18 protein-coding genes and 1 pseudogene are annotated in these 26,500 nt (G+C 66.4%); 11 read left to right on the forward strand and 8 right to left on the reverse strand.

What is annotated here, in order from left to right; genetic code table 11:
* The 5 genes and pseudogenes from Q0105_RS07350 to Q0105_RS07370 all read right to left on the reverse strand — a co-directional run.
* Nucleotides 1-217, reverse strand: a pseudogene (locus Q0105_RS07350) (hypothetical protein); the annotation flags it as partial.
* A gap of 199 nt (nt 218-416) precedes the next feature.
* Complete coding sequence (ubiM, locus tag Q0105_RS07355; RefSeq protein WP_298210297.1) at nt 417-1,703, reverse strand: 5-demethoxyubiquinol-8 5-hydroxylase UbiM; 1,287 nt, start codon at nt 1,701-1,703, stop codon at nt 417-419.
* Between the two features lie 207 nt (nt 1,704-1,910).
* Complete coding sequence (locus Q0105_RS07360) at nt 1,911-3,620, reverse strand: hypothetical protein (RefSeq protein WP_298210299.1); 1,710 nt, start codon at nt 3,618-3,620, stop codon at nt 1,911-1,913.
* Between the two features lie 617 nt (nt 3,621-4,237).
* Complete coding sequence (locus tag Q0105_RS07365) at nt 4,238-4,681, reverse strand: hypothetical protein (protein WP_298210301.1); 444 nt, start codon at nt 4,679-4,681, stop codon at nt 4,238-4,240.
* Between the two features lie 81 nt (nt 4,682-4,762).
* Nucleotides 4,763-6,310, reverse strand: a complete 1,548-nt coding sequence (locus Q0105_RS07370) for a BCCT family transporter (protein ID WP_298210303.1) — start codon at nt 6,308-6,310, stop codon at nt 4,763-4,765.
* A gap of 499 nt (nt 6,311-6,809) precedes the next feature.
* On the opposite strand from Q0105_RS07370, the gene Q0105_RS07375 reads away from it, so the two are divergent.
* Entirely contained in the window at nt 6,810-8,900 is a 2,091-nt protein-coding gene (locus Q0105_RS07375; protein WP_298210306.1) for an acetoacetate--CoA ligase, read from the forward strand.
* 9 nt (nt 8,901-8,909) lie between these two features.
* Here Q0105_RS07375 and Q0105_RS07380 read toward each other — a convergent pair whose 3' ends face one another.
* On the reverse strand, nt 8,910-10,901 hold the full coding sequence (locus tag Q0105_RS07380) for an AMP-binding protein (protein ID WP_298210309.1): 1,992 nt from the start codon (nt 10,899-10,901) through the stop codon (nt 8,910-8,912).
* A 116-nt stretch (nt 10,902-11,017) separates the two neighbouring features.
* Between Q0105_RS07380 and Q0105_RS07385 the strand changes: the two genes are divergently transcribed.
* Entirely contained in the window at nt 11,018-11,935 is a 918-nt protein-coding gene (locus Q0105_RS07385; protein WP_298210440.1) for a LysR family transcriptional regulator, read from the forward strand.
* Nucleotides 11,936-11,997: 62 nt separating this feature from the next.
* Entirely contained in the window at nt 11,998-12,624 is a 627-nt protein-coding gene (pssA, locus tag Q0105_RS07390) for a CDP-diacylglycerol--serine O-phosphatidyltransferase (RefSeq protein ID WP_298210311.1), read from the forward strand.
* Nucleotides 12,625-12,846: 222 nt separating this feature from the next.
* On the opposite strand, the gene Q0105_RS07395 is transcribed toward pssA, so the two are convergent.
* Nucleotides 12,847-13,773: a DMT family transporter gene (locus tag Q0105_RS07395; RefSeq protein WP_298210313.1), complete on the reverse strand. Its 927-nt coding sequence runs from the start codon at nt 13,771-13,773 to the stop codon at nt 12,847-12,849.
* A gap of 52 nt (nt 13,774-13,825) precedes the next feature.
* Nucleotides 13,826-14,779 carry a LysR family transcriptional regulator gene (locus Q0105_RS07400; protein ID WP_298210316.1) on the reverse strand — a complete coding sequence of 318 codons (954 nt, stop codon included), beginning with the start codon at nt 14,777-14,779 and terminating at the stop codon, nt 13,826-13,828.
* Between the two features lie 168 nt (nt 14,780-14,947).
* Here Q0105_RS07400 and Q0105_RS07405 point away from each other — a divergent pair, with 168 nt between their 5' ends.
* Genes Q0105_RS07405 through Q0105_RS07440 form a run of 8 tightly spaced genes read left to right on the forward strand, consistent with a single transcriptional unit; the run spans nt 14,948 to nt 26,492 of the window.
* Nucleotides 14,948-18,457 carry an indolepyruvate ferredoxin oxidoreductase family protein gene (locus Q0105_RS07405; protein ID WP_298210318.1) on the forward strand — a complete coding sequence of 1,170 codons (3,510 nt, stop codon included), beginning with the start codon at nt 14,948-14,950 and terminating at the stop codon, nt 18,455-18,457.
* Nucleotides 18,458-18,505: 48 nt separating this feature from the next.
* A complete protein-coding gene (locus Q0105_RS07410) occupies nt 18,506-19,972 on the forward strand; it encodes a coniferyl aldehyde dehydrogenase (RefSeq protein ID WP_298210320.1) in 1,467 nt (488 codons plus the stop codon).
* Nucleotides 19,973-19,984: 12 nt separating this feature from the next.
* On the forward strand, nt 19,985-20,476 hold the full coding sequence (locus Q0105_RS07415; RefSeq protein ID WP_298210322.1) for an alpha-hydroxy-acid oxidizing protein: 492 nt from the start codon (nt 19,985-19,987) through the stop codon (nt 20,474-20,476).
* A 60-nt stretch (nt 20,477-20,536) separates the two neighbouring features.
* Nucleotides 20,537-22,141, forward strand: coding sequence for a GMC family oxidoreductase N-terminal domain-containing protein (locus Q0105_RS07420; protein WP_298210324.1), 1,605 nt, complete (start codon nt 20,537-20,539; stop codon nt 22,139-22,141).
* A 9-nt stretch (nt 22,142-22,150) separates the two neighbouring features.
* Nucleotides 22,151-22,405 carry a hypothetical protein gene (locus Q0105_RS07425; protein WP_298210326.1) on the forward strand — a complete coding sequence of 85 codons (255 nt, stop codon included), beginning with the start codon at nt 22,151-22,153 and terminating at the stop codon, nt 22,403-22,405.
* A 40-nt stretch (nt 22,406-22,445) separates the two neighbouring features.
* The gene (locus Q0105_RS07430) at nt 22,446-23,420 is read left to right on the forward strand and encodes a tripartite tricarboxylate transporter substrate binding protein (protein ID WP_298210328.1); all 975 of its coding nucleotides are present in this window, start codon (nt 22,446-22,448) and stop codon (nt 23,418-23,420) included.
* A 4-nt stretch (nt 23,421-23,424) separates the two neighbouring features.
* The gene (ilvD, locus tag Q0105_RS07435) at nt 23,425-25,314 is read left to right on the forward strand and encodes a dihydroxy-acid dehydratase (protein WP_298210331.1); all 1,890 of its coding nucleotides are present in this window, start codon (nt 23,425-23,427) and stop codon (nt 25,312-25,314) included.
* A 17-nt stretch (nt 25,315-25,331) separates the two neighbouring features.
* Nucleotides 25,332-26,492, forward strand: coding sequence for an L-lactate dehydrogenase (locus Q0105_RS07440; RefSeq protein WP_298210333.1), 1,161 nt, complete (start codon nt 25,332-25,334; stop codon nt 26,490-26,492).
* The last annotated feature ends 8 nt before the right edge of the window (nt 26,493-26,500 follow it).

Here is a 26,500-nt window from a genome sequence, read left to right on the forward strand (position 1 = left end):
CCGACACAGCGGCACTGGGGCCGCTGGCATCGGCGATGACCACCGTCTTGCCCACACCCAGGCCCGCGAGCAAGCCGCCTACGCGGAAGGTGGGGGTGTTGGGAGGGGGTGGGGCGTCACCACCACTACCGCCACCGCAGGCTGCCAGCACGAGGGCGGTGGCCAGCAGCCAGGCGTGGGCCAGGGGGCGGAGGGTAGGAGTGGTCTGGGTGACCATGCGGCGGTTCCTTGTAGTTGTCTTGCGGGATGAGCAAGACTGAACGTACCGGATTCGCGCGGGTTTGTATGTCCCCAAAACTGATGACAAGAGCGAGAGCGGGTGGCGGTGCAGAAGAGGGGTAAAAAGTGGCTCTAGCGCTTATTTAACAAGCGCTAATAGCTATTAAATTAATAGTAATGCGTGCTGAGGATTTTCGTCAGCGCAGCGCGCCAGGCCCCGCCATGAATCGCGCCCACGCCGGGGCTTTGCCGGTGAGTTGCCCCACGATGGCGGCCTGTAGCGGGGGCAGGCGGCGGGCGCCCTGCAGCACCAGTTGCCGCAGCAGGCGGGGCACGGGGCGGGCGTCGGTGTACAGGCGCACGATGGCGTTGGTGCCCTGGTAGATGGGCCAGGCGTGGCGGTGGTGTTCGCGGGCGTAGGGGGCCAGGGCGTCGGCGCTGCCGATGTCTTGCCCGCGCTGGCGGGCGGCCACCAGCGCGGCGGTCAGGCGTTCTACCCCGGCCAGGCCCAGGTTGTAGCCGTGGGCGGTGACGGGGTGCATGCCCACGGCGGCGTCGCCCAGCAAGGCGCAGCGGTGGCCTGCAAAGCGCTGGGCATACACGGCGACCAGGGGGTAAGCGTGGCGCTCGCCGTCGAGCTCCATGGCGCCCAGCCGGTTGTCGAACTGCGCTTGCACCTGGGCGGCAAAGGCCTCGGGGGCCAGCGCCATCAGCGCGGCGGCATCGTCGGCGCTGGCCGTGACCACCACGGAGCACAGGGGGCTCCCGTCTTCGGGCGCGTCGGGCAGGGGCAACACGGCCAGCGTGCGTTCGTAGCCAAAACATTCATGCGCCACGTTGCCGTGTGGCGTGGCGTGGCGCATGCGGCAGACGATGACGGTGCGGCCGAAGTCGGTCATCTGCGCGCCCAGGCCCAGTTGGCGGCGTGTGGCCGAGAAGCGGCTGTCGGCGGCCACCAGCAAGGGGGCGCTCAGGCGCTGGGGGGCAGCGGCATCGCCGGTGGGCTGGTAGTCCAGCTCGGCATGGCCGGGCAGTGCGGCCACGCGCGTGACCTGGGTGCCGGTGAGGATGCGCACGCCCTCGGTGCGCGCGGCCACCGCGTAGGCCGTGCGGCGCAGCGCATGGTTGGGCACGATGAAGCCCAGGGCGTTGGTGCCTGCCGGTGTGTTGCTGCCGCCGCCGCTGCCGGTGTTCAACTGCAGGGCGCTACGTTGGCCCAGGGGGCCGTCGTGCACCTGGGCCTCGTCGATGGTGCCCAGCTCATGGGCGGCCAGGTGGGCCCAACTGCCCAGCCGCTGCAGCGTGGCGCGGCTGGGGTGGGTGAGGGCGATCTCGCGGCCGTCGGGCGCGGGCTGGGCCAGGGTGCTTTCGGGTTGCTGCTCGACCACCGTGGCGGTGAAACCGGCCTGCGCCAGGGAGATGGACAGCGACAGGCCCGCCGGGCCTGCGCCGACGATGAGCACGTCGCTGTGGTGGGTGGTCATAGCAGTAGAGAACGGAGCGCTGAATCCAGAGCGCCCGCCCCAGGGCGGGGCAGGCTGCGCGCCATTGTGGACGGAGGTGCCAGGGCGGGTATTGCCCTGCGTCAATCCGTTGTCGATCGGGTGCTATTAAATTGGTAGCTGCTGGCGCTTGTCCATCAAGCGCCAGGGGGCAAAAAATGCCACATGAATCGTCAACACGTTCTCATCTCAGGGGTATTGGTGCCCCCGGCGCGTGCGCCGGGTGTCCCCTGCGGGCAGGCCGGTGGTGGGGCCGCTGCCGGTGAGTGCGCTGCTGGCCCCGACGGTGCTGCCGGAGGCGGGTGTATCAAAGCCATAGGTTCCCTGCCACACCGCCCAGGTCATGTCGTTGGCCGAGCACTGGCTGTCCTTGAACGCCAGCGTGTGGGTGCTTTCTATGAGGTTGGCCGCCGCAGAAAGCTGGGTGGCCAGATTGGCCGGCCGGCTTTGGCAGGACAGGCCGCCGTAGGGGGGCAGGCTGTCGTTGCTGATGATGTTGTGGCTGATGCGTGTGCCAAAGCTGGTGGGGTTGAACGGCCCCCAATTCATGCCGATGCGTTGCTTGACGACGGTGTTGTGATGCACGTCGTGGTCGCGCATGTAGCAGGTCGTCTGAAAACACTGCACACCCAGGTGGATGCCGGTGTTGATGAGCAGGTTGTGGTGAATGTGCAGGTTGGTCGAGTTGCCTTGCGCGGACACCTGTATGCCCATGGCATTGCGATGGGCGTCCGAGAAGCTGATGTAGTTCTCGCGATAGGTGTTGTACTGCGAGTTGTCCTTGTCGTGAAAGCCACCAAAGGTCTGGCCCAGGTTCAGCTGGTTGTTCTCTATCAGCGATTCGCCGGCATCGAACAGGGTGGTGGCGTAGCCATCGCCCACATAGGTGCCGAAGTCGTTGTCCTGCAGCAGGAGCTTGTGCCGCCAGGCCGCGCCGGTGTCGCCCCAGCCGTGGATGAACGCAGGGTTCTCGCGGTTGTCGGTTGCCTCGCCATCCAGAAACCGCACATTGCGGACCACCAGCCCGGCCTTGCTGGGATCGCTGACGATGCCCCATTGCTTGACGCCTGTGATGTCGACACCTTCGATGCGTGCTGCCGGAGCCAGGTCGCTGTTGACGGAGATGCGGCTGCCGCTGCCCAGGGTCAGCGTCACCACTTCATCCGGATAGGCAAGAAACTGTTTGGCCTTGCTGTCGTTGACCCTGATGGCGCCGGGAAGATACGTGCCCTTGCGCAGAACGATGGCCTGGTTGGCGGCTGAATTGGCCAGCGCATAGGCCAGCGTTTTGTAGGGTGCGGCCACGGTGCCGCGCCCTGCGGTGTCGGCACCATCGGTTGCAACGAAGAGGAAGCGCGAGGCGGCAGACTGGATCGTGAAGCTTTGCTCCAGCGTTTTTTGCGCCGCGCCACTGTCGCGTATCTCCAGCGTCAGGACATAGGTGCCCTCTCTGGCAGGCGTGAAACGTACCGTGCCCCGCCGCCAGTCCAGCGATACGTCGGCCATGTTTTGCGCAACGCCGCCCAGGGTGAAGCTCTTGATGCGGTATTCATACGGAAAAAGCCCCCCCACAACACCAGGCCGGCTCTCGTAGGCAATGCCTGGGTAGGCGATGTCGCGCATTCCGAAAGACACGGCCAGCGCTGCGTTGGGCAGCGTCTCGGGCATGGTGATGCGCGCCGCCGGGGTATGGGTGCAATGGACAAATACGGGCGCACCGTCTGCGGGCACCGTGGCGGGTGCCCCTGCGGACACGGCACACGATTGGCCCACGGGCTGCGCCAGCACCCGCAAATCCAGCGCAGCACCTGCGGCCACTTGTGGCGCGAACGCATAGGGCTGATTGAGCGTGGCATCGAGCGCGGCCGAACCATGCCCCAGCTTGAGGGTGGCACCCAAGCCAAGCCCTTGGACCCGCACATTCAAGGTGGTGGGGCTGACTGGTCCTGGAGTTGGTGTCGGTGTTGGAGTGGGCGTTGGGGTCGGAGTTGGCGTGGGCGTGGGCGTGGGCGTGGGCGTGGGCGTCGGAGTCGGAGTCGGGCTAGGCGCAGGTTCCGTGGGCACCTGAGAAAAAGGGGGCGGCCGGTTGGTCGATGGGGTGGCAGGGTCGTCCGATCCGCCGCAAGCGGCCAGCCCTGCGGCCAGGGCCCAAGCTGCCATGGCCTGGGCCATGCGTCGTTGAGGGTTGGGCGCGGGCGCAGGCAAGCGGTGGATATGGGGCAGCATCGAGCGCAGATCCTTCAGGTCTGGGGTTTGTGGCGCCCGGCTGTGCGCCGGGGCGTTTATGAGGCTGCCGCAGGTGTGCAACCCCCTCTCTGGCCGCGGATTCTGGGTGCGCCGGATGCCGTGCGCGATAGGGGCACCCCCTAAATTTGTTAGTCCTTGTAACTATTTAGTGGGTGTGTAGCAGCACGGCACGCAGTGCGGCTGGACCATTCAGGCGCTTCTATTTTGATAGCTGCTTGCGCTTATTCATCAAGCGCTAGAGGCCAAAAAACCTCTAAAGCATCTGCCGCTCAGTCCTTGGCGGTCTTGCGTGTGCTTTTGGCGGGTTTCTTGCGGGCAGGGCCTGCGGTTTGCTGCTTGCCGCGCAGGTGCAGCCCCCAGGTGATCATCAGCCACAGGTAGGACACCAGGATGCCGTAGGCCGCTGCGGCGGCCAGTGACAGCGGTGGGGCGGCGATGGAGCGTGGGCTGGCCATGGTGGTGAGCAACTGGCGCGTGCCGGTGCCCACCACGGGCGCAGCCTGCTGGCTGCCCGAGCGGGCCATCAGCGCCGCCATGAAGGTGAAAAACTCCATGAGCAGCGCGCCGATCAAAAAGCAGGCCGCCAGGGCCAGCAGGTGCGCCACCGCCCGGCGGTTGCCCTTGGCCAGGAAGACGATGGCCGATACCAGCACCAGCGCGGGCAACAGCAGCACCAGGGCGGGCCAGGCGGACGTGAGCAGGTGCATGGGCATCGGAGGGCGTGTGTGAAAAGCGCAGCGATTGCGCGGAGGGAACGGTGCGGATGATAGACGCACCGCCCCCGGCCCCTGCCCCTACGGCCGCTGTTGCGGCGCCGTGGCGGCGGGCGGCTCCACCATCTCGCGCATGCGGCGGCGCAGGGCGCGGTCGCGGCGGTCTTCGGCTTCCCAGTCGGCTTTCACGCCGCGCCACAGTGCTATGGCCATCAGCAAGATGACGGCGGCGAACGGCAGCGCGAAGACGATGGTGGCGGTCTGCACCGCCTTCACGCCACCGGCCAGCAGCAGGCTGATGGCGATGCCCGAGATCAGCACGCCCCACACGATCTTGATGCGCGCGGAAGGGTTCTCTTGCCCGCCAGTGCTCATCATGCCCAGCACCAGCGTGGCCGAATCGCCCGAGGTGACGAAGAACACCAGCACCAGCACGGTGGCCACCACCGACATCACCGCGCCCCAGGGCAGGGCGTTGAACATGGCGAACAGGGCGGTGGAGACATCGGCGTTGACCGCGTCGGCCAGGGGCACGCCCTGCATGATCTGCAGGTGCAGCGCCGCGCCGCCGAACACCGAGAACCACACGAATGCGGCCAGCGTGGGCGCGAGCACCGTGCCCAGGATGAATTCACGGATGGTGCGCCCGCGCGAAACGCGTGCGATGAACAGGCCCACAAACGGCGACCAGCTCACCCACCAGGCCCAATAGAACACCGTCCAGCCGCCCACCCAGCCGCTGTCGCGGAACGGGGTCATGCGCAGGCTCATGCGCACGAAGTCGCTGAGGTAGCTGCCCAGCGTGTTGGTGAAGGTGTCGATGATGGCCACGGTGGGCCCGAGCACGAACACGGCCAGCGCCAGCAGCGCCGCCACGACGAGGTTGAAGGTGGACAACCACTTGATGCCGCGCCCCAGGCCCGACACCGCCGAGATGAGAAACAGCACCGTGGTCACCACGATGATGCCCACCTGCCAGGCTTCGCTCACCGGCACACCCATCGCGGCGTGCAGCCCGCTGTTGATCTGCAGCGCGCCCATGCCCAGCGAGGCCGCCACGCCAAAGGCGGTGGCGATCACGGCCAAAATATTGACGGCCGGGCCGATGCGCTGGAGCGGTGCCCAGGGCAGCGACTGCACCACCGTGCTGGCCAGGGCCGAGCCACCCCGGCGGAACTGGAAGAACGCGATCGCCAGCGCCACGATGCTGTACACCGCCCAGGGGTGCAGCCCCCAGTGAAAGAAGCTGTAGCGCATGGCGGCGTTGGCCGCCTCGGGTGTGTTTGCGGCAATGCCGGGCGGCGGTGCGCCGTAGTGCGAGATGGGCTCGGCCACGCCCCAGAACACCAGGCCGATGCCCATGCCCGCCGCGAACAGCATGGCAAACCAGGCGCCGATGGAGAACTCGGGCTCATCGTCCTCCTGGCCCAGCTTCAGGTCGCCGTAGCGGCTGAGCGCCAGCAAGACTGCCATCACCACCAGCCCCAGCACCACCCACAGGTAGAACCAGCCGAAGTTGCGCGTGATGGCTGCGAGCGCCGTGTCGAACACGGCGCCCAGGGCATCCGGCGCAATCACGCCCCAGAGCACGATGGCGAGGATCAGGCCCGCCGAGATAAGAAGTTCCATAGGTCACCTTTCTGGACAATCGGAAAAGGCGATGTGCGCACCCACCGTGCCCGCTGCACCGCAGTGCCAGCGCGTCCAAAAAAGAAGCGCCCACGGGCCGACAAAGCCCGCAGAAAACAAAGCGGTGCAACACAGGCCGACAGACAGCCTGTGTGGAAAAGGGCAAAAGGGGCCGGAGCGGGCGGGACCAGGGCCGCCGTATCCGCCTGCACATCACGGAAGGCGGGCCGCGCTTTTTTTTGCACACGGTGTGTGCACCTGCACGGCGCGCGCGTGGCGCTCCATGCATGGGCGTGGCCCGGTGCCGATGCGCGCAGCGAAGGCGCGGCAAGGCGGGGGAATGGCTCCGTGCAGGGCGTGCACAGAGCGGGGAGGGCGTAATTTTAGGCAATGCGCGCCGTGGGCGCCGTGCAATACCGCAGTCAAGCGCAGGGGTGCTGTCAATTCGGGGACGGCCCGGCATGGTCAGCGCGCGGGTGCGCTGGTACGCTGTGTTGCTATGGAGACACCACAAAAATCCCCGCCTTTCATCCCCCAGATCCGGCTGTACCAGAACTGGCTGCGCGATGCGCGCGGACTGCAGTTCGACAGCTACGACGCGCTGTGGCGCTGGTCCACCACCGAGCTCGATGTGTTCTGGCAAAGCGTGTGGGATTACTTCGACATCCAATCCCCCACGCCGCACACCGCCGTGCTGGGCAAAAACACCATGCCGGGCGCGCAGTGGTTTCCCGGCGCGCAGGTCAACTACGCGCGCCAGGCGCTGCGCCATGTCGATGCCGCGCACGCCGCAGGCATGCCCGCCATCATCAGCCGCAATGAAAAGGGCCAGCACCGGGAACTGAGTTGGCCCGAGCTGCGCCGCCAGGTCGCATCGCTGGCGCTGCACCTCAAGGCGCAAGGGGTTCAGCCCGGCGACCGTGTGGCCGCCTACCTGCCCAACGTGCCCGAGGCCATGATCGCCTTTTTGGCCACGGTGAGCATTGGCGGCGTGTGGAGCATCTGCGCGCCCGACATGGGCACCCACGCGGTGCTCGACCGCTTTCGCCAGATCGAGCCCACCGTGCTCATCGGCGTGGACGGCGTGACCTATGGCGGGCGCGACCACGACCGCCGCCCCGTGCTGGCCGAGCTGCGCGACGCCCTGCCCAGCGTGCGGCACGCGGTGCTGCTGGGCAATCTGGATGCTTCTGTTTCGATAGCAGGTTGGGTAAATTGGACAAGCGCTACCGGCCGAAATGATGCTGAAACTGCGGCCTTCGAGCCGATGTGGCTGCCGTTCGACCACCCGCTGTGGATCGTCTATTCCAGCGGCACCACCGGCCTGCCCAAACCCATCGTGCACGGCCATGGCGGCACGGTGCTGGTGGCGCTGCAGCTCAAGGTGCTGCACAACGACATCGGCTGCAGCTACGAGGCCAACAGCCTGGGTGAGCGCTACCACTGGTACAGCTCCACCGGCTGGGTGATGTGGAACGCGCAGATGAGCGGACTGCTCTCGGGCACCACCTGCGTGATCTTCGACGGCAACCCCGGCGGCAGCAAGGACAAGCCCGACTGGGGCGTGCTCTGGCGCTTTGCCGCCGAGACGGGCGTGACCTTTTTTGGCGCGGGCGCAGCCTTCTTCGCCAACTGCATGAAGGCGGGCATCACGCTCAGCGACTATGGCGACCTCAGCCGCGTCCGTGCGCTGGGCACCACCGGCTCGCCGCTGTCGCCCGAGGTGCAGGAGTGGGGCACGGCGCAGTTCGAGGCGCTGGGCACATCGGATATCTGGTGGAACAACATCTCCGGCGGCACGGATTTTTGTGGTGCCTTCATCGGCGGCAACCGCGAGATGCAGCAGGTGCCCGGCGAGATGCAGTGCCGCATGCTGGGCGCCGCCGTGGAATCGTGGAACGCCGAGGGCCTGCCGGTGACCGACGAAGTGGGCGAGCTGGTCTGCGCGCAGCCGATTCCGTCGATGCCTTTGTACCTGTGGGGCGACAAGGACGGCTCGCGTTACCTGTCGAGCTACTTCGACATGTACCCCGCAGGCCACGGCCGCCAGCCCGGTGGTGGCGATGGCCCCGTCAGCATGGGCGCGGTGTGGCGCCATGGCGACTGGCTCAAGATCGGCGCCAACGGCGGCTGCACCATCTATGGCCGCAGCGACGCCACCATCAACCGCCACGGCCTGCGCATGGGCACGAGCGAGATCTACAGCGCGGTCGAATCCCTGCCCGAGGTGCTCGACAGTTTGGTGGTGGACCTGGAATACCTCGGCCGTGAAAGCTACATGCCGCTGTTTGTGGTGCTGCGCCCCGGCAGCGCGCTGGATGACGCCCTGCGCGCACGCATCAACGGCGCGGTGCGCACGGCGCTCAGCCCGCGTTTTGTGCCCGACGACATTTTTGCGGTGGCCGAGGTGCCGCGCACTTTGAGCGGCAAGAAGCAGGAGCTGCCCATCAAAAAACTGCTTTTGGGCCAGCCCATCGACAAGGTGGTCAACAAAGACGCCATGGCCAATCCGGGGTGCCTGGACTGGTATGTGGCGTTTGCGGCCGAGCGGGCCGAGCGGGCCGCGCAACAGCCCGGCAGCGGCGCATAGCAGCCCCGGTCAGGAGGCCGACGTCACCATCACCGCCACCACCTGCACCGTGGTGCGGATGGGCAGGGGCGCCAGCACTGCGTCCAGGCGTTCCTTGAGGGCCAGGAGCGCCTGGGTCTGCGCCGGGTTGTCGGCGCCCGAGAGCAGCACACGCACGCCGTTGTCGCCATCGGGCAGCACCTCGCTGTGGCAGGTGGTGCCCAGGTCGGCGCGGGCCGCAGCCACCCGTGCGGCCACCGTGTGGCAGGCGGCTTGCTGGCGCAGCGCGGGCTTGTAGATCTTGCCCACGTTGGTCATGGGCAGGGCGTCCAGCACCCGCACCCAGCGGGGGCGGGCCACGGGCTCGTCCACGCGGGCGGCGGTGAAGTCCATCAGCTCGGCTTCGGACGCGGTGGTGCCTGGCAGCAGCGTGGCAAAGGCCACGGGCAGCTCGCCTGCGTAGGCATCGGGCGCACCCACGGCGGCGCACAGTTGCACGGCAGGGTGGGCGCCCAGGGCGTCTTCGATCACGCGGGGGTCGATGTTGTGGCCGCTGCGGATGATGAGGTCCTTGGCGCGGCCGCTCAGGTGCAGGCGGCCCTCGGCATCCACAAAACCCAGGTCTCCGGTGATCAGCCAGCCGTCGGGCGTGAAGGCCGGGGCGGTGTCGGCGGTGTCGAGAAACCCCGAGAACAGGTTGGGCGACTGGAACAGCACCATGCCCGGCTGGCCGGGCAGCGCGTCGGTGTCGGAAAGCTCGCCCTGCGCATCCAGCGCCACGATGCGCAGTTGCGCGTAAGGCATGCGCCAACCCACGCAGCCCACGGGTGCGCGCACGCCGGGCGGGGTGATGGTGGAGATGCCGGCCATCTCCGTCATGCCCAGGCTTTCGTGCAAGTGCAGGCCGAACAGGCGCTCGAAGCGCGCGGCCAGCTCGGGCGCAAGGATGGCCGCGCCGGTGCGGCAGTGGCGCAGCGATGAAATGTCCGCCCCATCCAGCGGCACGCTGGCCAGCGCCGCCAGCACCGTGGGCACGGCCGACAGGCTGGTGCAGCGGTGGCGCTCCACCAGCCGCCAGTAGTTGTCGATGACCGCGCGGTTGCGGAACAGGTCGGTGGTGGGGATGATGGTCTCCACCCCTGCCGACAACGCCGCGAGCGAGCCGGGCAGCACGCCCGCCACGTGGAACAGCGGGTAGCCGTTGATCCACACGTCCTGCGACGTCGTGCCCTGCATCTGCACGCTGGCCCAGGCGGTGAACACCTGCGCGCCGTGGCTGTGGCGCGCAAGCTTGGGCGCACCCGTGGTGCCGCCGGTGTGAAAGTACGCGGCGATGTCGGTGGCCGCGATGCGGCGCCCGCTCACCAGCCGGTCGGCGGGCTGGCGCAGGCGGGCCGCAAAGTCCACCACGCCCTCGGGCAACACGCCTGCGGCGCCGGGCACCTCGCCATGCGGGGCCACGCGCAGCACCGTGGAGAGTGTGGGCACCTGGCTGAGCAGGCGCAGGGCCTTGGCCCACAGGCCGCCGCCACTCTCGGTGCCCCCGGTGTCGTCGGTGCAGCCGGTGCCATAGGCGATCAGGACCTTGGTGTGCGCCAGGTTCATCATGGCCGCAAGCTTCTCGTCGGAGAGCATGGGGTTGAGCGGCTGCACGATGCCTGCGGCCTCGCCGCCCCACAGGGCCAGGTGGTATTCGAGGCAGCCGGGCAGCAGCACGGCCACCGCATCCCTGGGGCCCATGCCCAGTGCGTGCAACAGGTTCGCCGTCTGGTGGATGCCTGCGAGCAGTTGTGCGTAGGACCAGCGCACCGGCTCGGTGGTGGTGTCGTCGAGATCGGCCGTGGGCAGAAAGGTCAGCGCTGTTTTGTTGCGAAACGCATGGGCTGCATTGCGAAAGATTTCGTAGGTGCTTTGCACCGGCTGGGCCAGGGCCAGGGGTTGCCGCTCCAGACGCTCGATGTCTTGCAGACTGCGGATGGTGGACGAACGGGCGAAGGGTGGATTGAGTGCGGGGGCAGCCATGGGCTCGAAGAAGAATCAGAGCCAGCCATTGTTATGTGGCTAATAATTATTGACAATAACAGAGATTATTGACGCTCTGTATGAAAATTTTTGACAAAACCTCCGAGGCGGACCGCCTGGACCTCTCGGCCCTGAGCGTGTTGGTGGAGATCTTGGACGCCGGCAACCTCAGCCTGGCCGCGCGCAAGCTCAAGATGAGCCGCGCCAACGTGAGCTACCACCTGGCCCAGCTTGAAAAGGCGGTGGGCGTGCAACTGGTGCGCCGCACCACCCGGCGTGTGGAGCCTACCGAGGTGGGGCTGCGCCTGTACGCGCATGGCCGCAGCATCGTCAACGAAATGCTGGCCGCGCAGGAGACCATCGCCACGCTGGGCAAAAGCCTGCAGGGCCGCGTGGGGCTGAGCATGCCTGCGGGCTACGGCCAGGTTGTCGTGACCAGGTGGCTGATCGAGTTCAAGCGCCTGTACCCCGGCATCCTCTTGGAGGTGATGTTCGAAAACCATGTGGACGACCTGGTGCGCGAGGACGTCGATGTCGCCATCCGCATCATGACCGAGCCCCCGCCCGCGCTGGTGGCCCGCCTGCTGGCGCCCATGCGCTACGTGGTCTGCGCATCGCGCGACTATGCGGCGGCGCACGGCATGCCCCGGCAGTTGAGCGAGCTCTCTGCGGTGCCGCTGATCACCGCCGACTTCATCGGCCGCCAATTGCGCGTGGCCGCCTACCGCAACGGCCAGCGTGAAGAGGTGGTGCCCCGGCCCACGCTGTTGTCCGAGCACATGCTGTTTCTGCGGGATGCGGTGGTGGCGGGCCTGGGCGTGGGCCTGGTGCCCGACTACGTGGTGCAGGACCTGGTGGACCAGGGCAGCCTGGTGACCGCGCTGGACGACTACCGCCTGAGCGTGTTCGGCACGCAGATGTTTCTGCTGTACATGCCCAACCGCTACCAGACCAGCTCGGTGCGCACGCTGATCGATTTCATTCTCGCCAAGGTGAGCCAGGCCCGCGTGGAGCGTTTGTCGGGGCGCCCATAATGGCACTGGCTCCGTTTTCTCTGTCTTTCTCTTAGCACTGCGCGCCCTGGAGCGCTCCTTCCATGAACACTCCCCAACCCCCCAAGCGTTTTTCGATGATCCGCGAGTTCCATCTGGCGGACTGGTTCACGCTGGGCAACGCGTTCTGCGGCGTGGGTGCCCTGTTTTCGGTCATGTCGTACCTGGAGACGAGTGACGTGATCCACATCTACTTCGCCTGCGCCCTGGTGCTGGCCGCGCTGATCTTCGACGTGCTCGACGGCCGCATTGCCCGCTGGCGCCAGAAAAGCTCGGCCATGGGCCGCGAGCTCGACTCGCTGGCCGACGTGATCTCGTTCGGCGTGGCCCCGGCCATCATCGCCTACGGCTGCGGCATGCAAGGGCTGTACGACCGCATCGTGCTCGCCTACTTCGTGGCCTGCGGCGTCTCGCGCCTGGCGCGCTACAACGTCACGGCCGAAACGCTGTCGGGCGACGACGGCAAGGTGAAGTATTTCGAGGGCACGCCCATCCCCACCTCCATCGTGCTGGTGGGCCTGCTCGCCCTGGCCGCCAGCATGGGCGCCGTGCGCGAGAACCTGTGGTTCGGCAAGGTGCTGATCGGCGGTTTCACGCTGCACCCGCTGGTGCTGCTGTTTGCGGTGTCGGGCTCGCTGATGATCAGCCGGATCAAGATTCCAAAACTGTAAATGCTATAAATTTAATAGCTGCTCGCGCTTATTGAGTAAGTGCTAGAGGCTATTTTCACTTGATTGGTAACCGATCTCAGACTTCACACCCACGACCCGTTCGGGCTGAGCTTGTCGAAGCCTTGCACGCACGCGGCAAGCCCTGGCTTCGACAAGCTCAGCCCGAACGGATGGGAGAGAGGTGTCTGAGGTATGTACATAGTCAGACATTTCCATTCACATTCAAGGCGTAGCGGGCCGCCGGTTCACCAGCACGATGCCCGCCGCCACCAGCACCAGCGCGGCCACCAGGCCGGGGGTGACGGGCTCGCCCAGCCACCAGGCGCCAAACAGCAGCGCGAACACGGGCGTGAGGAACACAAACACCGAGATCTTCGTGGCCGGGTAGTGCGCCAGCATCCACATCCAGGCCAGGTAGCTCACAAACGCACCCACCAGCGCCTGCGCCAGCAGCGAGCCCCAGGCAAAGCGGCTTAGCTGCAGGGTCCAGGTTTCGCCCAGCGCCAGCGAGAGCACGGGCAGCACGATGGCGCTCACGCCCACCTGGTACAGCAACTGCTTGGCGGGCGCCACACGTGCCAGCGGCGTGGCGCGGATGACCACCGTGGTCAGTGCCCACATCAGGCCAGCGGCCACGCCCATCAGGTCGCCCAGCCAAGCCTGGGGCAGGGCGGCGTTGGCCTGGCCCACAAAACCATCGCCCAGCGCCAGCGCCACGCCCACAAAGGCAGCGGTCAGGCCCAGCCACTGCGCGCCCCGCAGGCGCTCGCCGGGGATGAAGCGCGGCAGCAGCAGCGCCACCCAGAACGGTGCGGTGTACAGAAACACCGTGAGCCGCGAAGCCGTGGTGTATTGCAGGCCCAGGTAGATACACGCGAACTCGCCCGCGAACAACAGCCCCGCCAGCAACCCGCCGCGCAGCGCGCCCACCGGCTCGGCCCGGGAGGACAGCGGCACACCGCGCCACACGCACCAGGCCGCCACGGCCGCCGTGGCCAGCACAAACCGCAAGAACGCCTGGAACACCGGGGCCACCTCGCCCACGGTGGCTTTCACCAGCACCTGCTGAAAGCCCCAGAACAGGCAGCAGGCCAGCAGCAGGGCAACGGCCAGGGAGTCGAGTTGGGTTTTCCGGGCGGATGAAGACATCGGGCGATTATCAAAGGGGCCGCGCGATCGGCGCGTCACCTGCGCGCATGCCCTAACGTTCTGGCATCAACGTAGCTGCAGATACTTGGCGGACAGCATCGGCCAAGATGTTCGCCGCAGCCGAAGGAGTTCGATCCCGTTGCCAGATAAGACCCAGATTCATACGCAATGGAGTGCGATCTCCTTGTTTATCCAACTCCGAGACTTTGAGCCGGTACAGCCACCGGGCCGCCACTTCCAGCGCAAACACGTTCAGCGGGGCGATGACCACGGCGTCGTTCTTCAAGGTGTACTCTCGCAGCACCAGGGCGCTTTCGCACTCCATAGCTAGGGACACCAATCCGGACTCGTCACTGCCAAAAATCTTGGCCAGCTTGCGGCTGAGCGGAGCGGGTAGATGCACACTGGCCAACGGGTAGAGCCTGACGTCCGCGAGGGTGACTTGCTCACTTTGAGCCAGCGGGTGCGCCTCGCGCACATACAAGCCACCAATCGCAGCGCCCAAGGGCTCGACCCGGCACAGGGGGTGCCCCACAAGTTCGCTGAGGTCGGCCACGAAAAAGTCCAGCTGCTCGTCCAGCAGCATGTACTGCAGGGCCAACGGAGAACCCGTTTCCAGGCGCACCCCCACCGACGGATGCGCCGCCTGCAGTTGTGCAATGGCTCCGGCCATGAGCGTGGGACCGGAAAAAGGCCCGGATCCCACGGTGATGTCGCCCAGGTCACCGCTGCGCAGCAGGTCCATTTCACGCGCCAAGTCGGCAGAACTTGAGAGCAGGCGCCGGGCCCGGGCCATAACCTGCTCACCGGATGAGGTGAGCCGCACAAAGCCCGGACCGCGATCAAACAAGCGCATGCCAATTGCTTCTTCAAGCGCCGCCACGCTACGGCTGAAGGCCGGCTGCGATAGACAGGCGCGCTCGGCAGCGCGTCCGAAATGGGACTCTTCGGCCAACAGCACCACGTGCTGCAACTGGCGCAGGTTCAGTGTCAGGTGGGAGGCCATGGCCGCAGCGGGGAAAGATGACGATGCACAAATTGCATCATGCATTGATAACAAATGCAATAGACAGAAAACGGGGTGAATTTTATTGTTCGCTTTCGGCCGCCCCTGCCCGTTCAAGGATGGTCAGGCCCTCGGCCCTGAAAACCCCACGAGACAAGGCAGAACAACATGGCTTCGCGCGACACGGCATCCCTGCAGGACCGATACACCACCCAGGAGGGCTGGGTCTACCTGACAGGCATGCAGGCACTGGTGCGTCTGCCACTCCAACAAAAGGCCCGTGACGCGGCCGCGGGCTGGAACACCGGCGGCTATATCTCCGGCTACCGCGGCTCGCCCATGGGGCGTTACGACATGGAGTTGTGGGCCGCCGACAAGGCACTCAAGGCGGCCAATGTGGTGTTCCGCCCCGGCCTCAACGAAGATCTGGCGGCCACGGCCATCTGGGGCTCGCAGTATGTGGGCACTTTCCCTGGCGCCCAGGTCGACGGCGTGTTCGGCATCTGGTACGGCAAGGGCCCAGGTGTGGACCGCTCGACCGACGCCCTGCGCCACGCCAACCTGGCCGGCACCTCGCCCAAGGGAGGGGTGGTCTGCCTGGCCGGTGACGATCATGGTGCCAAGAGCTCTACCGTGGCCAACTTCTCTGACCCGGTGTTCATCGCCGTGGGCATGCCCGTTCTTTACCCCAGCGACACCCAGGAGGTACTGGACTACGGCCTGCACGGCATCGCCATGAGCCGCTACTCGGGCTGCTGGGTCGGCCTCAAATTGGTCACGGACGTAGTCGAAGGCGGTGGTTCGGTCTACGTCGCGCCCGACTCGCCATCCATCACCCTGCCCGAGCCGCCCAGCGTACCCAAAGACATGTTCGGCAGCGGCTTCCACATCCGCGGTTTTGACATGCCGATGGCGCAGGAAGATCGCCTCTACCACCACAAGATCGCCGCCGCCGTGGCCTATGCGCGCGCCAACGGCCTCAACCGCATCACCGCCGCCGCGCCCGGCGCCAAGGTCGGCATCGTATCGGCCGGAAAGAGCTGGCAGGACGTGCTTCAGGCCCTGACCAACATGGGCATCCAGGGCATCGAAGGGGCGGAGGCTGCTGGCATCCGCCTGCTCAAGCTCGGCATGATCTGGCCGCTGGACCCGGTGGTGGTGCAGGAATTTGCCGAAGGCCTGTCCACCATCATCGTGGTCGAGGAAAAGCGCCCGCTGGTCGAAGAACAGTTGCGCGCCGTGCTCTATGGCGGCCCGGCCGCGCCGCAGATCGTGGGCAAGCACCTGGGCGGCACCGTTTTCGACCCCGCGCACGGCCCACGTGCCTTCCCCAACGCGGCCGAAATTTCCCCGGCCCTGGTGGCCCAGGTGCTGGCCAGCGTCATGCAGCAGGTGCAACCCGGCTGCGCCCTGGCCGCTGCCAGTGGGGCGCCAAGCGCGACCAAAGGCCCCACGCCAGGCCTGCCCCAGCGCGTTCCGGGCTTTTGCTCCGGCTGCCCGCACAGCCGCTCCACGCGCCTGCCCGAAGGCAGCCGCGCGCTGGCCGGCATTGGCTGCCACACCATGGCCATGCTGGTGAACCCCAAGACCACCAGTGCACCGTCGCAGATGGGCGGCGAAGGCATGCACTGGCTAGGCCAGCAGCCGTTCACAAATGAAAAGCATGTGTTCGCCAACCTCGGCGACGGCACTTTCTCGCACTCGGGCTACTTGGCCGTGCGTCAGGCCGTGGCGGTGGGCGTGCCCATCACCTACAAGCTGCTCTACAACGGCTTCAACTCCATGACTGGCGGCCAGCCTTGCGAGAGCGGGCAGAGCCCGGCCATGATCCTCACCAGCCTGGCCGGTGAAGGCGTGAAAAAGATGGCCGTGGTCACCGACGAGCCCGAGCGCTACCAGGGTGTGACGCTGCCCGAAGGCGTGCTGGTGCACCACCGCGACCGCATGGACGCCGTGATGCGCGAGTTCCGCGAGTTTCCCGGTGTCTCCGTCATCCTGTACGACCAGCCCTGTGCCACCGAGCGTCGGCGCCTGCGCAAGCGCGGCAAGTGGGCCGACCCGGCCAAGCGCAGCTTCATCAACCCTGCCGTGTGCGAGGGCTGTGGCGACTGCGGCCAGGCCTCTGGCTGCATGTCCATCGAACCGCTGGAAACCGAGCTGGGCCGCAAGCGTCGCATCAATCAAGCCAGCTGCAACAAGGACTACACCTGCGTCGACGGCTTCTGCCCCAGCTTTGTTACGGTGCACGGTGGCGCCTTGCGCAAGTCGACCAAGGCGGACGCGGCACCGGCCAAGCCCGAATGGACCGCTCCACTGCCCGAACCCGCTGTGCCGGCCCTGACCGCGTTGCACAGCGTGCTGGTGGGGGGCATTGGCGGCACGGGCGTGGTCACCATCGGCCAGACCTTGGCCATGGCCGCCCATCTGGAGGGCGCCTACAGCTCCAACCTGGACGTGACCGGCCTGTCGCAGAAATACGGCGCCGTGCACTCCCATGTGCGCTTTGCACCCGACCCCAAGATGCTGCACGCCACCCGCATCGGTGCGGGCGAGGCCCACACTCTGATCGGCTGCGATCTGATCGTGGCCGCTGGTGACGATTCGGTCAGCCGCCTGAACCCCGCGCACAGCCAGGCCGTGGCCTGCACCGACATGATTCCCACGGCCGACTTTGCCCGCAACCCCGACTGGCAGGCCAATGGTGCCGTGCTGACGCAGCGCCTGAGCGATCTGCTGGGCGAACGCGCCCTGCTGCTCGAAGGCCAGCGCCTGGCCACCGCCTTGCTGGGCGACCCGATTGCTTCCAACATGTTCATGCTGGGTGCGGCCTGGCAGCGCGGGCAGATTCCGCTGAAGCTCTCCTCCATCGAGCGTGCCATAGAACTCAATGGCGTGGCCGTGGCTATGAACAAGGGCGCCTTCCTGTGGGGCCGCCGCGCCGCGCACGACCTGGCCGCCGTGGAGCGCTGGGTGAAAGAACGTCAACCGAGCAACGTCATCACCTTCGTGCCGCGCACCAAGCGCAGTCTGGAAGACACCCTGCGCCACCGCAGCGAACACCTGGTGGCCCACACCGGCGAGGCTCTGGCCCAACGCTACCGCGCCTTCGTGGACAAGGTGCGTGCCACCGAGGCCAAACTGGGTAGCGGCGACGCCCTGGCGCGTGCCGTGGCCCACAACTACCACCGCCTGCTGGCCGTCAAGGACGAGTGGGAAGTGGCGCGCCTGTACAGCCACCCCGACTTCAAGGCGGCGCTGGCACGCGACTTTGAGGGCGAATACACGCTGCACTTCCACCTGGGCGCCTGGCCCTTTGCCAAGAAGGACGCCGACACCGGTGCCCTGCGCAAGGCCGAAATCGGCCCCTGGATGTTGTCCGCCATGGGTTGGATGGCGCGCTTCAAGGGCCTGCGCGGCAGCTGGATGGACCCATTCCGCAACAACGCCGAGCGCCGCCTCGACCAGAGCCTGCTGGCCCAGTACGAGGCCGACATCGACGGCCTGCTGGCCCGGCTCACGGCCGAGCGTCTGCCTGCGGCGGTGAAGCTGGCGTCCCTGCCCCAGGGCATCCGTGGTTATGGCCATGTGAAGCAGGCCCAGGCCCAGACCGCCGCCACGCAGCGCCAGCAGTTGCTGGAAGAGTTGCAGGCACCCGCCGCCGTGGCCCGCGTGGCCTGAAGCGATACACCCCCAAACCCATAAACACCACACCCCACGGACCATCCCATGGTGATGCCTACACGAACCGACACCCATATCCACCTGGCCGAGCACATCCCCGCGGACATGCGCCAGACCTTCCTGGCGCAGCGCGCCGCCTACAAAAAAAACCGCATGTCCAGCCTGGCCGAGCGCCGCGATGATCTGCGCGCCATCCACCGCCTGCTGCTGGAAAACCGCGAAGCCCTGGTCGAAGCCATCAACCAGGACTACGGTTGCCGCAGCCGCTTCGAGTCCCTGTTCGCCGAAATGCTGCAGGGCCAGGAATCGGCGCTGTCGGCCATTCACGACCTGCGCGGCTGGATGAAGAAGCGCAAGCGCGGCGTGGACATGACGCAATACCCGCTGGCCAGCGCCTACACCTTCCCCCAGCCGGTGGGCGTGGTAGGCATCGTCGTGCCCTGGAACTTCCCTGTGGCCATGACCTTCCAGCCGCTGATAAGCGCCTTTGCCGCCGGCAACCGCGCCATGGTCAAGATGTCGGAAAACTCGCAGAACCTGGCACGCCTGCTCAAGACCCTGGCACCGCGCTACTTTGCGCACGACAAGCTGGCCATCTTTGAAGACGGTGGCGCTGGCCAGTCCGTGGGCCCGCAGTTCACCCAGCTGCCGTTCGACCACCTGTTCTTCACCGGCTCGCCGCAGACCGGCAAGGCCGTCATGGCCAACTGCGCGGCCAACCTCACGCCGGTAACGCTGGAACTGGGCGGCAAGTCGCCCTGCGTGGTCGCGCCCGATTTCCCGCTGGAGAAGGCTGCCGATCGCATCCTGTGGGCAAAGATGCTCAACGCCGGACAGATCTGCACCAACGTGGACTACCTATTCCTGCCCGCGGCCAGCGTGGACGGCTTCGTCGCGCACGCCCAGCGCATCGTGGCGCAGCGTTACCCCGACATCACCAACGGCGACTACACCGCCATCATCGACCAGCGCCAGTACGACCGGCTGCAGGAAACCCTGGCCGACGCCAAGGCCAAGGGCGCGCGCATCGTGCCCCTGTGCCCCGGACAAAAGGGCGATCCGGCACGGCGCATCATGCCGCCGGTGGCAGTGCTGGACGTGCACGACGGCATGCTCATCATGCAGCGCGAGATCTTCGGCCCGCTGCTGCCGATCATGACCTACGGCAACAAGGAACATGTGGTGGACTACATCGGCGCACACCACAGCCCGCTGGCGCTCTACCTCTACACCTACGACCGTGCGTTGCAGGACTACTACCTCACCCACACCCTGTCCGGTGGTGTGACCGTGAACGACATCCTGCTCCACGGCGCCCAGCACGACCTACCGTTTGGCGGAGTGGGCCACAGCGGCATGGGGCATTACCACGGCTACGAGGGCTTCCTGACCTTCTCCAAGCTGCGCCCGGTGTTCAAGCAAAGCCGTCTGCGCGGGCTGGACTTCCTGATGCCGCCCTACAAGGGCCTGCCCAGCAAGATGCTGGACTTCATGTTCTGGCGCAACCGTTAAAGGCCACCGACCATGAGCCAGCCTGTGTCAATCCCCGCCGCGTTTGACGACTGGTGCACCCTGGCGCAGCGGCGCCTGCCCAACTTCCTGTTCGGCTATGTCGATGGCGGAAGCCTGGACGAGCACACTTTGCGCGCCAACGTCAGCGCCTGGCGCCAGGTGCACCTGCGCCAGCATGTGCTGCGCGATGTGTCGGCTTGCCAGAGCGGCATCCGCTTCTTCGGCGTGGACGCCCGCGTGCCCCTGGCCCCTGGCTCCGGTGGGGCTGGGTGGTGTGCTGCGCAGGCGTGGCGAGGTGCAGCACGCTGGTCTTCACCGTGGACCTGGCCGACGTGCGCCATGGCATGGACGGCGGTGGTGGTGCGGGTGCGGCGCTGCGCCGCCTGGGCTCTGTGGCTGCGCATCCGCGCTGGGCCTGGGACGTGGCGCTGCCGCGCATCACCGAAGCCTTGGCTGGGCGTGGCCGATCTGGCCACCGTAAGACGCCAGCACGTGGCGGATTGAAACGACGCGGCACAACCTTTTTTCACCCACTCACACCATAAACCATAAGGAGACAAAACCATGAGTGAAATCCACGACTACGTCGTTGTCGGCGGCGGCCCGGGCGGCTGCCCGGTCGCCAACCGTCTCTCGGCCGACGGGCGCACCCGCGTGTGCCTGATCGAGGCCGGCGGTGACAACCAGCACGTGACGGTGCGCGTGCCGCTGCTGCTGATCGCCAATGTGCCGAAGAAGAACGGTTTCAACTGGTCCTTCGACACTGTGCCCCAGAAGGGGCTGAACGGTCGGGTCGGCTTTCAACCGCGCGGCAAGGGGATGGGCGGCTCGTCGGCGATCAACGCGCTGGTCTACATGCGCGGCCACCCCGGCGATTACGACGAATGGGAAGCCCTGGGTTGCCCGGGTTGGGGCTACAAGGACGTGCTGCCGATCTTTCGCAAGTCGGAGAACAACGAAGTCTTCCGCGACGAATTCCACGGCCAGGGCGGCGAGCTCAACGTTGCGGCGCTGCGCACCGACAACCGCTACCACCAGATCCTGACGGACATGCTGCGCGACGCTGGCGTGCGCGAAACCGACCCCAACGGGGCTGAGCAGGAGGGCTACAGCATCGCCCAGGTGATGCAGAAGAACGGCGAGCGCTGTTCCGCCGCAAACGCCTTCATCGACCCGATCCGCGACCAACGCAAGAACCTGATGATCCACCTGAACACCCAGGTGATGCGCATCGTGTTCGAAGGCAAACGCGCAGTGGGCGTGGAGGTGATGCACAAAGGGCAAGCCCGCATCATCCGCGCTGCCAAGGAAGTCATCCTGGCAGCCGGTGCGCTGCAGACACCGCAGTTGCTGCAGCTCTCGGGCGTGGGCCGTGCCAGCGACCTGCAGCCGCTGGGCATCACCATGGTGCACGACCTGCCCGAGGTGGGCTATCAGCTGTCGGACCACCCGGACTTCATCCTGGGCTACCACATCCCCGACGCCGACGGCCTGCTGGGCATGTCGCCCAAGGGGCTGTTCGGTTTGTGGAAACAATGGGGCCGCTACAAGGTCGAGCGCCGCGGTACGTTCACGTCGAACTTTGCCGAGATCAATGGCTTCATGCGCCTGACTCCGCAGAGTCCGCGGCCGGAAGTGCAGTACGAGTTTGTCGTCGGACTGGCCATCGACCATGCGCGTACGCTGGAGCCGCGCCACGGCCTGTCCTGCCACATCCTGGGCCTGCGCCCCAAGAGCCGGGGTTCGGTCAAGCTCCAGAGTACTCGCTGGGACGATGCGCCACTGATCGACCCGAATTTCCTGGACCACCCCGACGATGTGCGCGAGATGGTCAAGGGCGCCAAGCATATCGACCGCATTGTCAAGCAGTCCAAACAGTTGGGGCCCCGCATCAAGCGGGATCTGTTCACCGCCGATTGCCATACCGATGCCGACTGGGAGGCGGTGATCCGTGCGCGCGCCGACACCAACTACCACCCGGTGGGCAGCTGCCGCATGGGCACCGACGCCAAGGCAGTGGTGGATGCGCGCAGCCTCAAGGTCAACGGGGTGGAGGGCCTGCGCATCTCCGATGCGTCGGTCATGCCCGCCATCACCGGCGGCAACACCACGGCGCCAACGGTGCTCATCTCGGAGAAGTGCGCCGAGTTCATCCTGGCGGGGCGCTAAGTAGAGGCCATGGACGAGGCGCAACTACTGCAATGCATCGTGCAGCACTGCGGCGAGGCCTGCGTGGTGGCGCCGCAGGACGTGGCCCAGCGCACGCTCATCGGCTGTGACCTCATCGTGGCCGCGGGCGACGAATCCGTCAGCCGCCTGGACCCGGCACGCAGCCAGGCCGACGCCGCTGCACGCCAGCGGGAGCAACTGCTCGCAACCCTGCAGGGCCTTGCAACGCCATCCACATCGCCGGCGTTGGCTTCGGCCGCATGAATAAACAAGAAAAGCAGCTTTTCACACAAGGAGACAACCCATGAAACTTTCTCATCCTCTGCGATGCATCCTGGTCGCCGCTGGCTTGATGCTGGTCGCAGCCGCGCAAGCTCAATCTGACAAACCCATCTCGGTGGTAGTGGCCTACCCTGCAGGAGGCCAAGCCGATGTGACCGGGCGAATCGTGTTGCCCACCATGCAAAAGGTGCTTGGCCCGCCGCTGGTGGTGGACAACGTCTCCGGCGCCGCTGGCTCCATCGGCTCGCAGAAAGTGCATGACGCCAAACCCGACGGCCAGACCATCATGGTGGCTACACCCATTGAACTCGTACAGACGCCCATGGCCATGCGCACCAAGTACGTGTCAGAGGACTTCCGGCTGGTCGGACAAATCGCCAGCACCTACATGATGCTGGTCACACGACCAGACCTGCCTGTGAGCAATTTGTCCGAGGTGATTGCTTTGGCAAAGAAATCAGAAGGAAAGGAACTGTCCTACGGCACCACTGGCCGCGGCACCATCTATCACCTGGTCGCTGAGCGATTCGCCCGGGATACCGGTGTGAAGCTGCTGCACGTTCCCTACAAGGGTGCGGCCCAGATCTTCAGTGACCTGGCCGGTGGACAGATCGACATGGTGTTCATGCCTCTGGGTGGCCCGGTGGCCGGCATGATCCAGACCGGCAAGTTCAAGGCCATCGCCTACACCGGCCCGACACGCCACCCGAGCTTTCCCAACGTGCCCACCATGAACGAAACCAAACTCGTTCAAGACTTTGTGTTCGACGTCTGGGCAGGCGTGGTGGTTCCCAAGAACACCCCCGATGCCACCGTTGAGCGCTTGAGCAGCGCTTTGAATGAGGCCCTGCGCCAAGACAACGTCCGCAAAGAACTTGCTGCCAGTGGCGCGATACCGTCCTCGCCCATGAGCGCGGCAGATGCCCAGAAGTTCTACTCTGCCGAAATCACCCGCTACCGGGCGATTGGCAAGGCCATCAATCTGCAGCCGGAATAAGACCATGGCAACGCATGCACTCCGTTCCTGCACCGTCACCCAAGGCCGCATGGCGGCCGGTGCCAGAGCCCTGTGGCGCGCCACCGGCGTGGCCGACGGAGATTTTGGCAAGCCCATCATCGCCATCGCCAATGCCTACACCCAGTTCGTGCCGGGGCATGTGCACCTCAAAAACCTAGGCGACGTGGTGGCCGAGGAAATCGCGGCAGCCGGCGGTATCGGGCGCGAGTTCAACACCATTGCCGTGGACGATGGCATCGCAATGGGTCATGAAGGCATGCGCTACTCCCTGCCCAGCCGCGACCTGATTGCCGATGCCGTGGAAACCATGGTGCAGGCGCACCGGGCCGATGCGCTGGTCTGCATTTCCAACTGCGACAAGATCACCCCGGCCATGCTGATGGCCGCGCTGCGCCTGAACATCCCCACCATCTTCGTCTCCGGCGGACCCATGGAGTCGGGCGTCTTCAACCACCGCGGCGTGGTCAAGCGCGTGGACGCCATTGACTCGCTGATGGTGATGGGCGACCCAAAATCCACCGAGGCCGACCTGCACGGCATCCAGGAATCCGCGTGCCCCACCTGCGGATCCTGCGCCATCATGGGCACGGCCAATTCGATGAACTGCATCACCGAAGGCATGGGCCTGGCCTTGCCGGGCAACGGCACATTGGTGGCCACGCACAAGGACCGCGAAGGCCTGTTCCGTGCCGCCGGGCGGCGCATCGTGGAACTGGCCCGTGCCTATTACGAGCAAGGCGACGAGCGCGTGCTACCCCGCTCCATCGCCACCAAACAGGGCTTTGAGCATGGCATGCGCGTTTCCATGGCCATTGGCGGCTCTACCAATACCACCCTGCACCTGCTGGCCGCCGCGCGCGAGGCGCAGGTGGACTTCACCATCGACGACATCGCGCGCGTTTCTGACACCACGCCGCTGATCTGCAAGGTCTCTCCAGCCCGCCACGAGATGTTCATTGAGGACATGCACCGCGCTGGCGGCGTGATGCGGGTGCTGGGCGAACTCGACCGTGCTGGCCTGATCGACAAGAGCCTGCCCTGCGTGCATGCGACCAGCCTGGGCGATGCGCTGGCGCACTGGGACCTGGCACGTTGCCAGGACCATGCCGAAGCCGATGCCACGCAGACCTTCTACCGCGCCGGCCCCGGTGGCGTGCGCAGCGCCACCGCCTTCAGCCAAAGCAAGCGCTTTCCCAGCATCGACCTGGACGGCATCCATGGCTGCATCCACGACGCCGCGCACGCCTTCGACACCGTGGGCGGCCTGGCCGTGCTCTACGGCAACCTGGCGCCCAATAGCGCCGTCGTCAAGTCCGCCGCCGTGCCTGACAACATGAAGCATTTCACGGGCCGCGCCATCTGCTTCGAACTGATGGAGGACGCCTGCGCCGCCATCCAGGACGGCACGGTGCAGGCCGGCCATGTGGTGGTGATCCGCTATGAAGGCCCGCGCGGCGGCCCCGGCATGCGCGAAATGCTGCTGCCTACCGGCCTGCTGGTGGCGCGCAAGCTGCACACCCAGTGCGCGCTGGTGACCGACGGCCGCTTCTCCGGTGCCACCGAAGGCCTGGCAGTGGGCCATGTCTCGCCCGAGGCGGCTTCGGGTGGGGTCATCGCCTTGATCGAGGACGGCGACGAAATCACCTTCGACATCCCCGGTCGCGGCCTGCACCTGCGCGTGGACGAGGCCACCTTGCAAGCCCGCGCGGCCACCATGCGCTCGCTGGGCGACAAGGCCTGGCGCCCGACCAAGCCACGCACGGCGTCGCTCTGGCTGCGCAGCTTTGGCGCCCTGGCCAGCTCGGCCGACCAGGGCGGTGGGCGCGACCCGCAGCGGCTGGCGCAGCTCGAAGCCCTACAGGCCCCGCGCTGAAAAAGGGAGTGCGCATGATGAGCCGCCCTTCGCCCATCCCCGCGTCCTTCGACGATTGGCGCGCCCAAGCCCAACGGCGCCTGCCCAATTTCCTGTTCGGCTATGTTGATGGCGGCAGCCTGGACGAACAAACCCTGCGCGACAACATCGCGGCCTGGCGCCGCGTGCACCTGCGCCAGCATGTTCTGCGCGATGTGTCCGCCTGCCAGACCGCGACCCGTTTCTTTGACGTTGACGCCCGCATCCCCCTGGCGCTGGCACCCGTGGGGCTAGGTGGCGCACTGCGCCAGCGCGGCGAGGTACAGGCCGCCCGGGCCGCGCAGGAGTTTGGTGTGCCTTTCACCCTGTGCACGCCCTCCATCTGCTCCATGGAAGAAGTGCGCGCGGCCACCACCGCGCCGTTCTGGTACCAGCTCTACATGATGCGCGACCGCGGCATCGTGCGAGAACTGCTGCAGCGTGCGCAAGCGGTAGGGTGCACCACCCTGGTCTTTACCGTGGACCTGGCCCGTGTAGGCTGTCGGCGCGCCGACATCCGCCACGGCATGGACGGCGGCGGCGGTGCCGCTGCAGCTCTGCGCCGCGTGGGCTCGGTGCTTGCGCACCCGCGCTGGACCTGGGACGTGGCGCTGCGCGGCGGCCCCCTGGTGTTTGGCAACCTGCGGCCCTACCTGCCCAAAGCCACGAAACTGGCCGATTTCAAGACCTGGGTGGACGCGCAGTTCGACGCCAGCGTCACCTGGAAGGACATTGAATGGCTGCGCAGCCAATGGAACGGCCCGATCCTGCTCAAGGGCATCCTGGAGGTGGAGGACGCGGGCCTGGCCGCCGACATCGGCGTGCAGGGCATTGTGGTGTCCAACCATGGCGGGCGCCAGCTCGACGGCGCGGTATCCACCGCTGAAGCCCTGCCGCGCATTGTGGACGCCATTGGTGGCCGCGGCCTGACCGTGCTGGTCGATGGCGGCATTCGCAGCGGCAACGACATCCTGCGTGCCCGCGCCCTGGGAGCCGATGGCGTGATGGTGGGTCGGCCCTGGGTCTATGCCAATGCAGCCGGCGGCCAGGCTGGTGTGGCGCGCTGGTTGGGTCAGATGGAACACGAGCTGGCGACGTCGCTGGGCCTGATGGGTGTAGACAAGCTCGCTGATTTGGGACGCCAGCATCTGGCCGATTGACAACAACA

Source organism: Acidovorax sp. (assembly GCF_027492855.1).
In the GTDB taxonomy this organism is placed as follows: Bacteria; Pseudomonadota; Gammaproteobacteria; order Burkholderiales; family Burkholderiaceae_C; genus Acidovorax.

What these genes read in the sequence shown, in the direction of transcription:
- ubiM (WP_298210297.1), bottom strand. Translation starts at nt 1,703, where the DNA reads ATGACCACCCACCACAGCGACGTGCTCATCGTCGGCGCAGGCCCGGCG.
- Q0105_RS07365 (WP_298210301.1), bottom strand. Translation starts at nt 4,681, where the DNA reads ATGCCCATGCACCTGCTCACGTCCGCCTGGCCCGCCCTGGTGCTGCTG.
- Q0105_RS07370 (WP_298210303.1), bottom strand. Translation starts at nt 6,310, where the DNA reads ATGGAACTTCTTATCTCGGCGGGCCTGATCCTCGCCATCGTGCTCTGG.
- Q0105_RS07375 (WP_298210306.1), top strand. Translation starts at nt 6,810, where the DNA reads ATGGAGACACCACAAAAATCCCCGCCTTTCATCCCCCAGATCCGGCTG.
- Q0105_RS07380 (WP_298210309.1), bottom strand. Translation starts at nt 10,901, where the DNA reads ATGGCTGCCCCCGCACTCAATCCACCCTTCGCCCGTTCGTCCACCATC.
- pssA (WP_298210311.1), top strand. Translation starts at nt 11,998, where the DNA reads ATGAACACTCCCCAACCCCCCAAGCGTTTTTCGATGATCCGCGAGTTC.
- Q0105_RS07395 (WP_298210313.1), bottom strand. Translation starts at nt 13,773, where the DNA reads ATGTCTTCATCCGCCCGGAAAACCCAACTCGACTCCCTGGCCGTTGCC.
- Q0105_RS07400 (WP_298210316.1), bottom strand. Translation starts at nt 14,779, where the DNA reads ATGGCCTCCCACCTGACACTGAACCTGCGCCAGTTGCAGCACGTGGTG.
- Q0105_RS07405 (WP_298210318.1), top strand. Translation starts at nt 14,948, where the DNA reads ATGGCTTCGCGCGACACGGCATCCCTGCAGGACCGATACACCACCCAG.
- Q0105_RS07410 (WP_298210320.1), top strand. Translation starts at nt 18,506, where the DNA reads ATGGTGATGCCTACACGAACCGACACCCATATCCACCTGGCCGAGCAC.
- Q0105_RS07415 (WP_298210322.1), top strand. Translation starts at nt 19,985, where the DNA reads ATGAGCCAGCCTGTGTCAATCCCCGCCGCGTTTGACGACTGGTGCACC.
- Q0105_RS07420 (WP_298210324.1), top strand. Translation starts at nt 20,537, where the DNA reads ATGAGTGAAATCCACGACTACGTCGTTGTCGGCGGCGGCCCGGGCGGC.
- Q0105_RS07425 (WP_298210326.1), top strand. Translation starts at nt 22,151, where the DNA reads ATGGACGAGGCGCAACTACTGCAATGCATCGTGCAGCACTGCGGCGAG.
- Q0105_RS07430 (WP_298210328.1), top strand. Translation starts at nt 22,446, where the DNA reads ATGAAACTTTCTCATCCTCTGCGATGCATCCTGGTCGCCGCTGGCTTG.
- ilvD (WP_298210331.1), top strand. Translation starts at nt 23,425, where the DNA reads ATGGCAACGCATGCACTCCGTTCCTGCACCGTCACCCAAGGCCGCATG.
- Q0105_RS07440 (WP_298210333.1), top strand. Translation starts at nt 25,332, where the DNA reads ATGAGCCGCCCTTCGCCCATCCCCGCGTCCTTCGACGATTGGCGCGCC.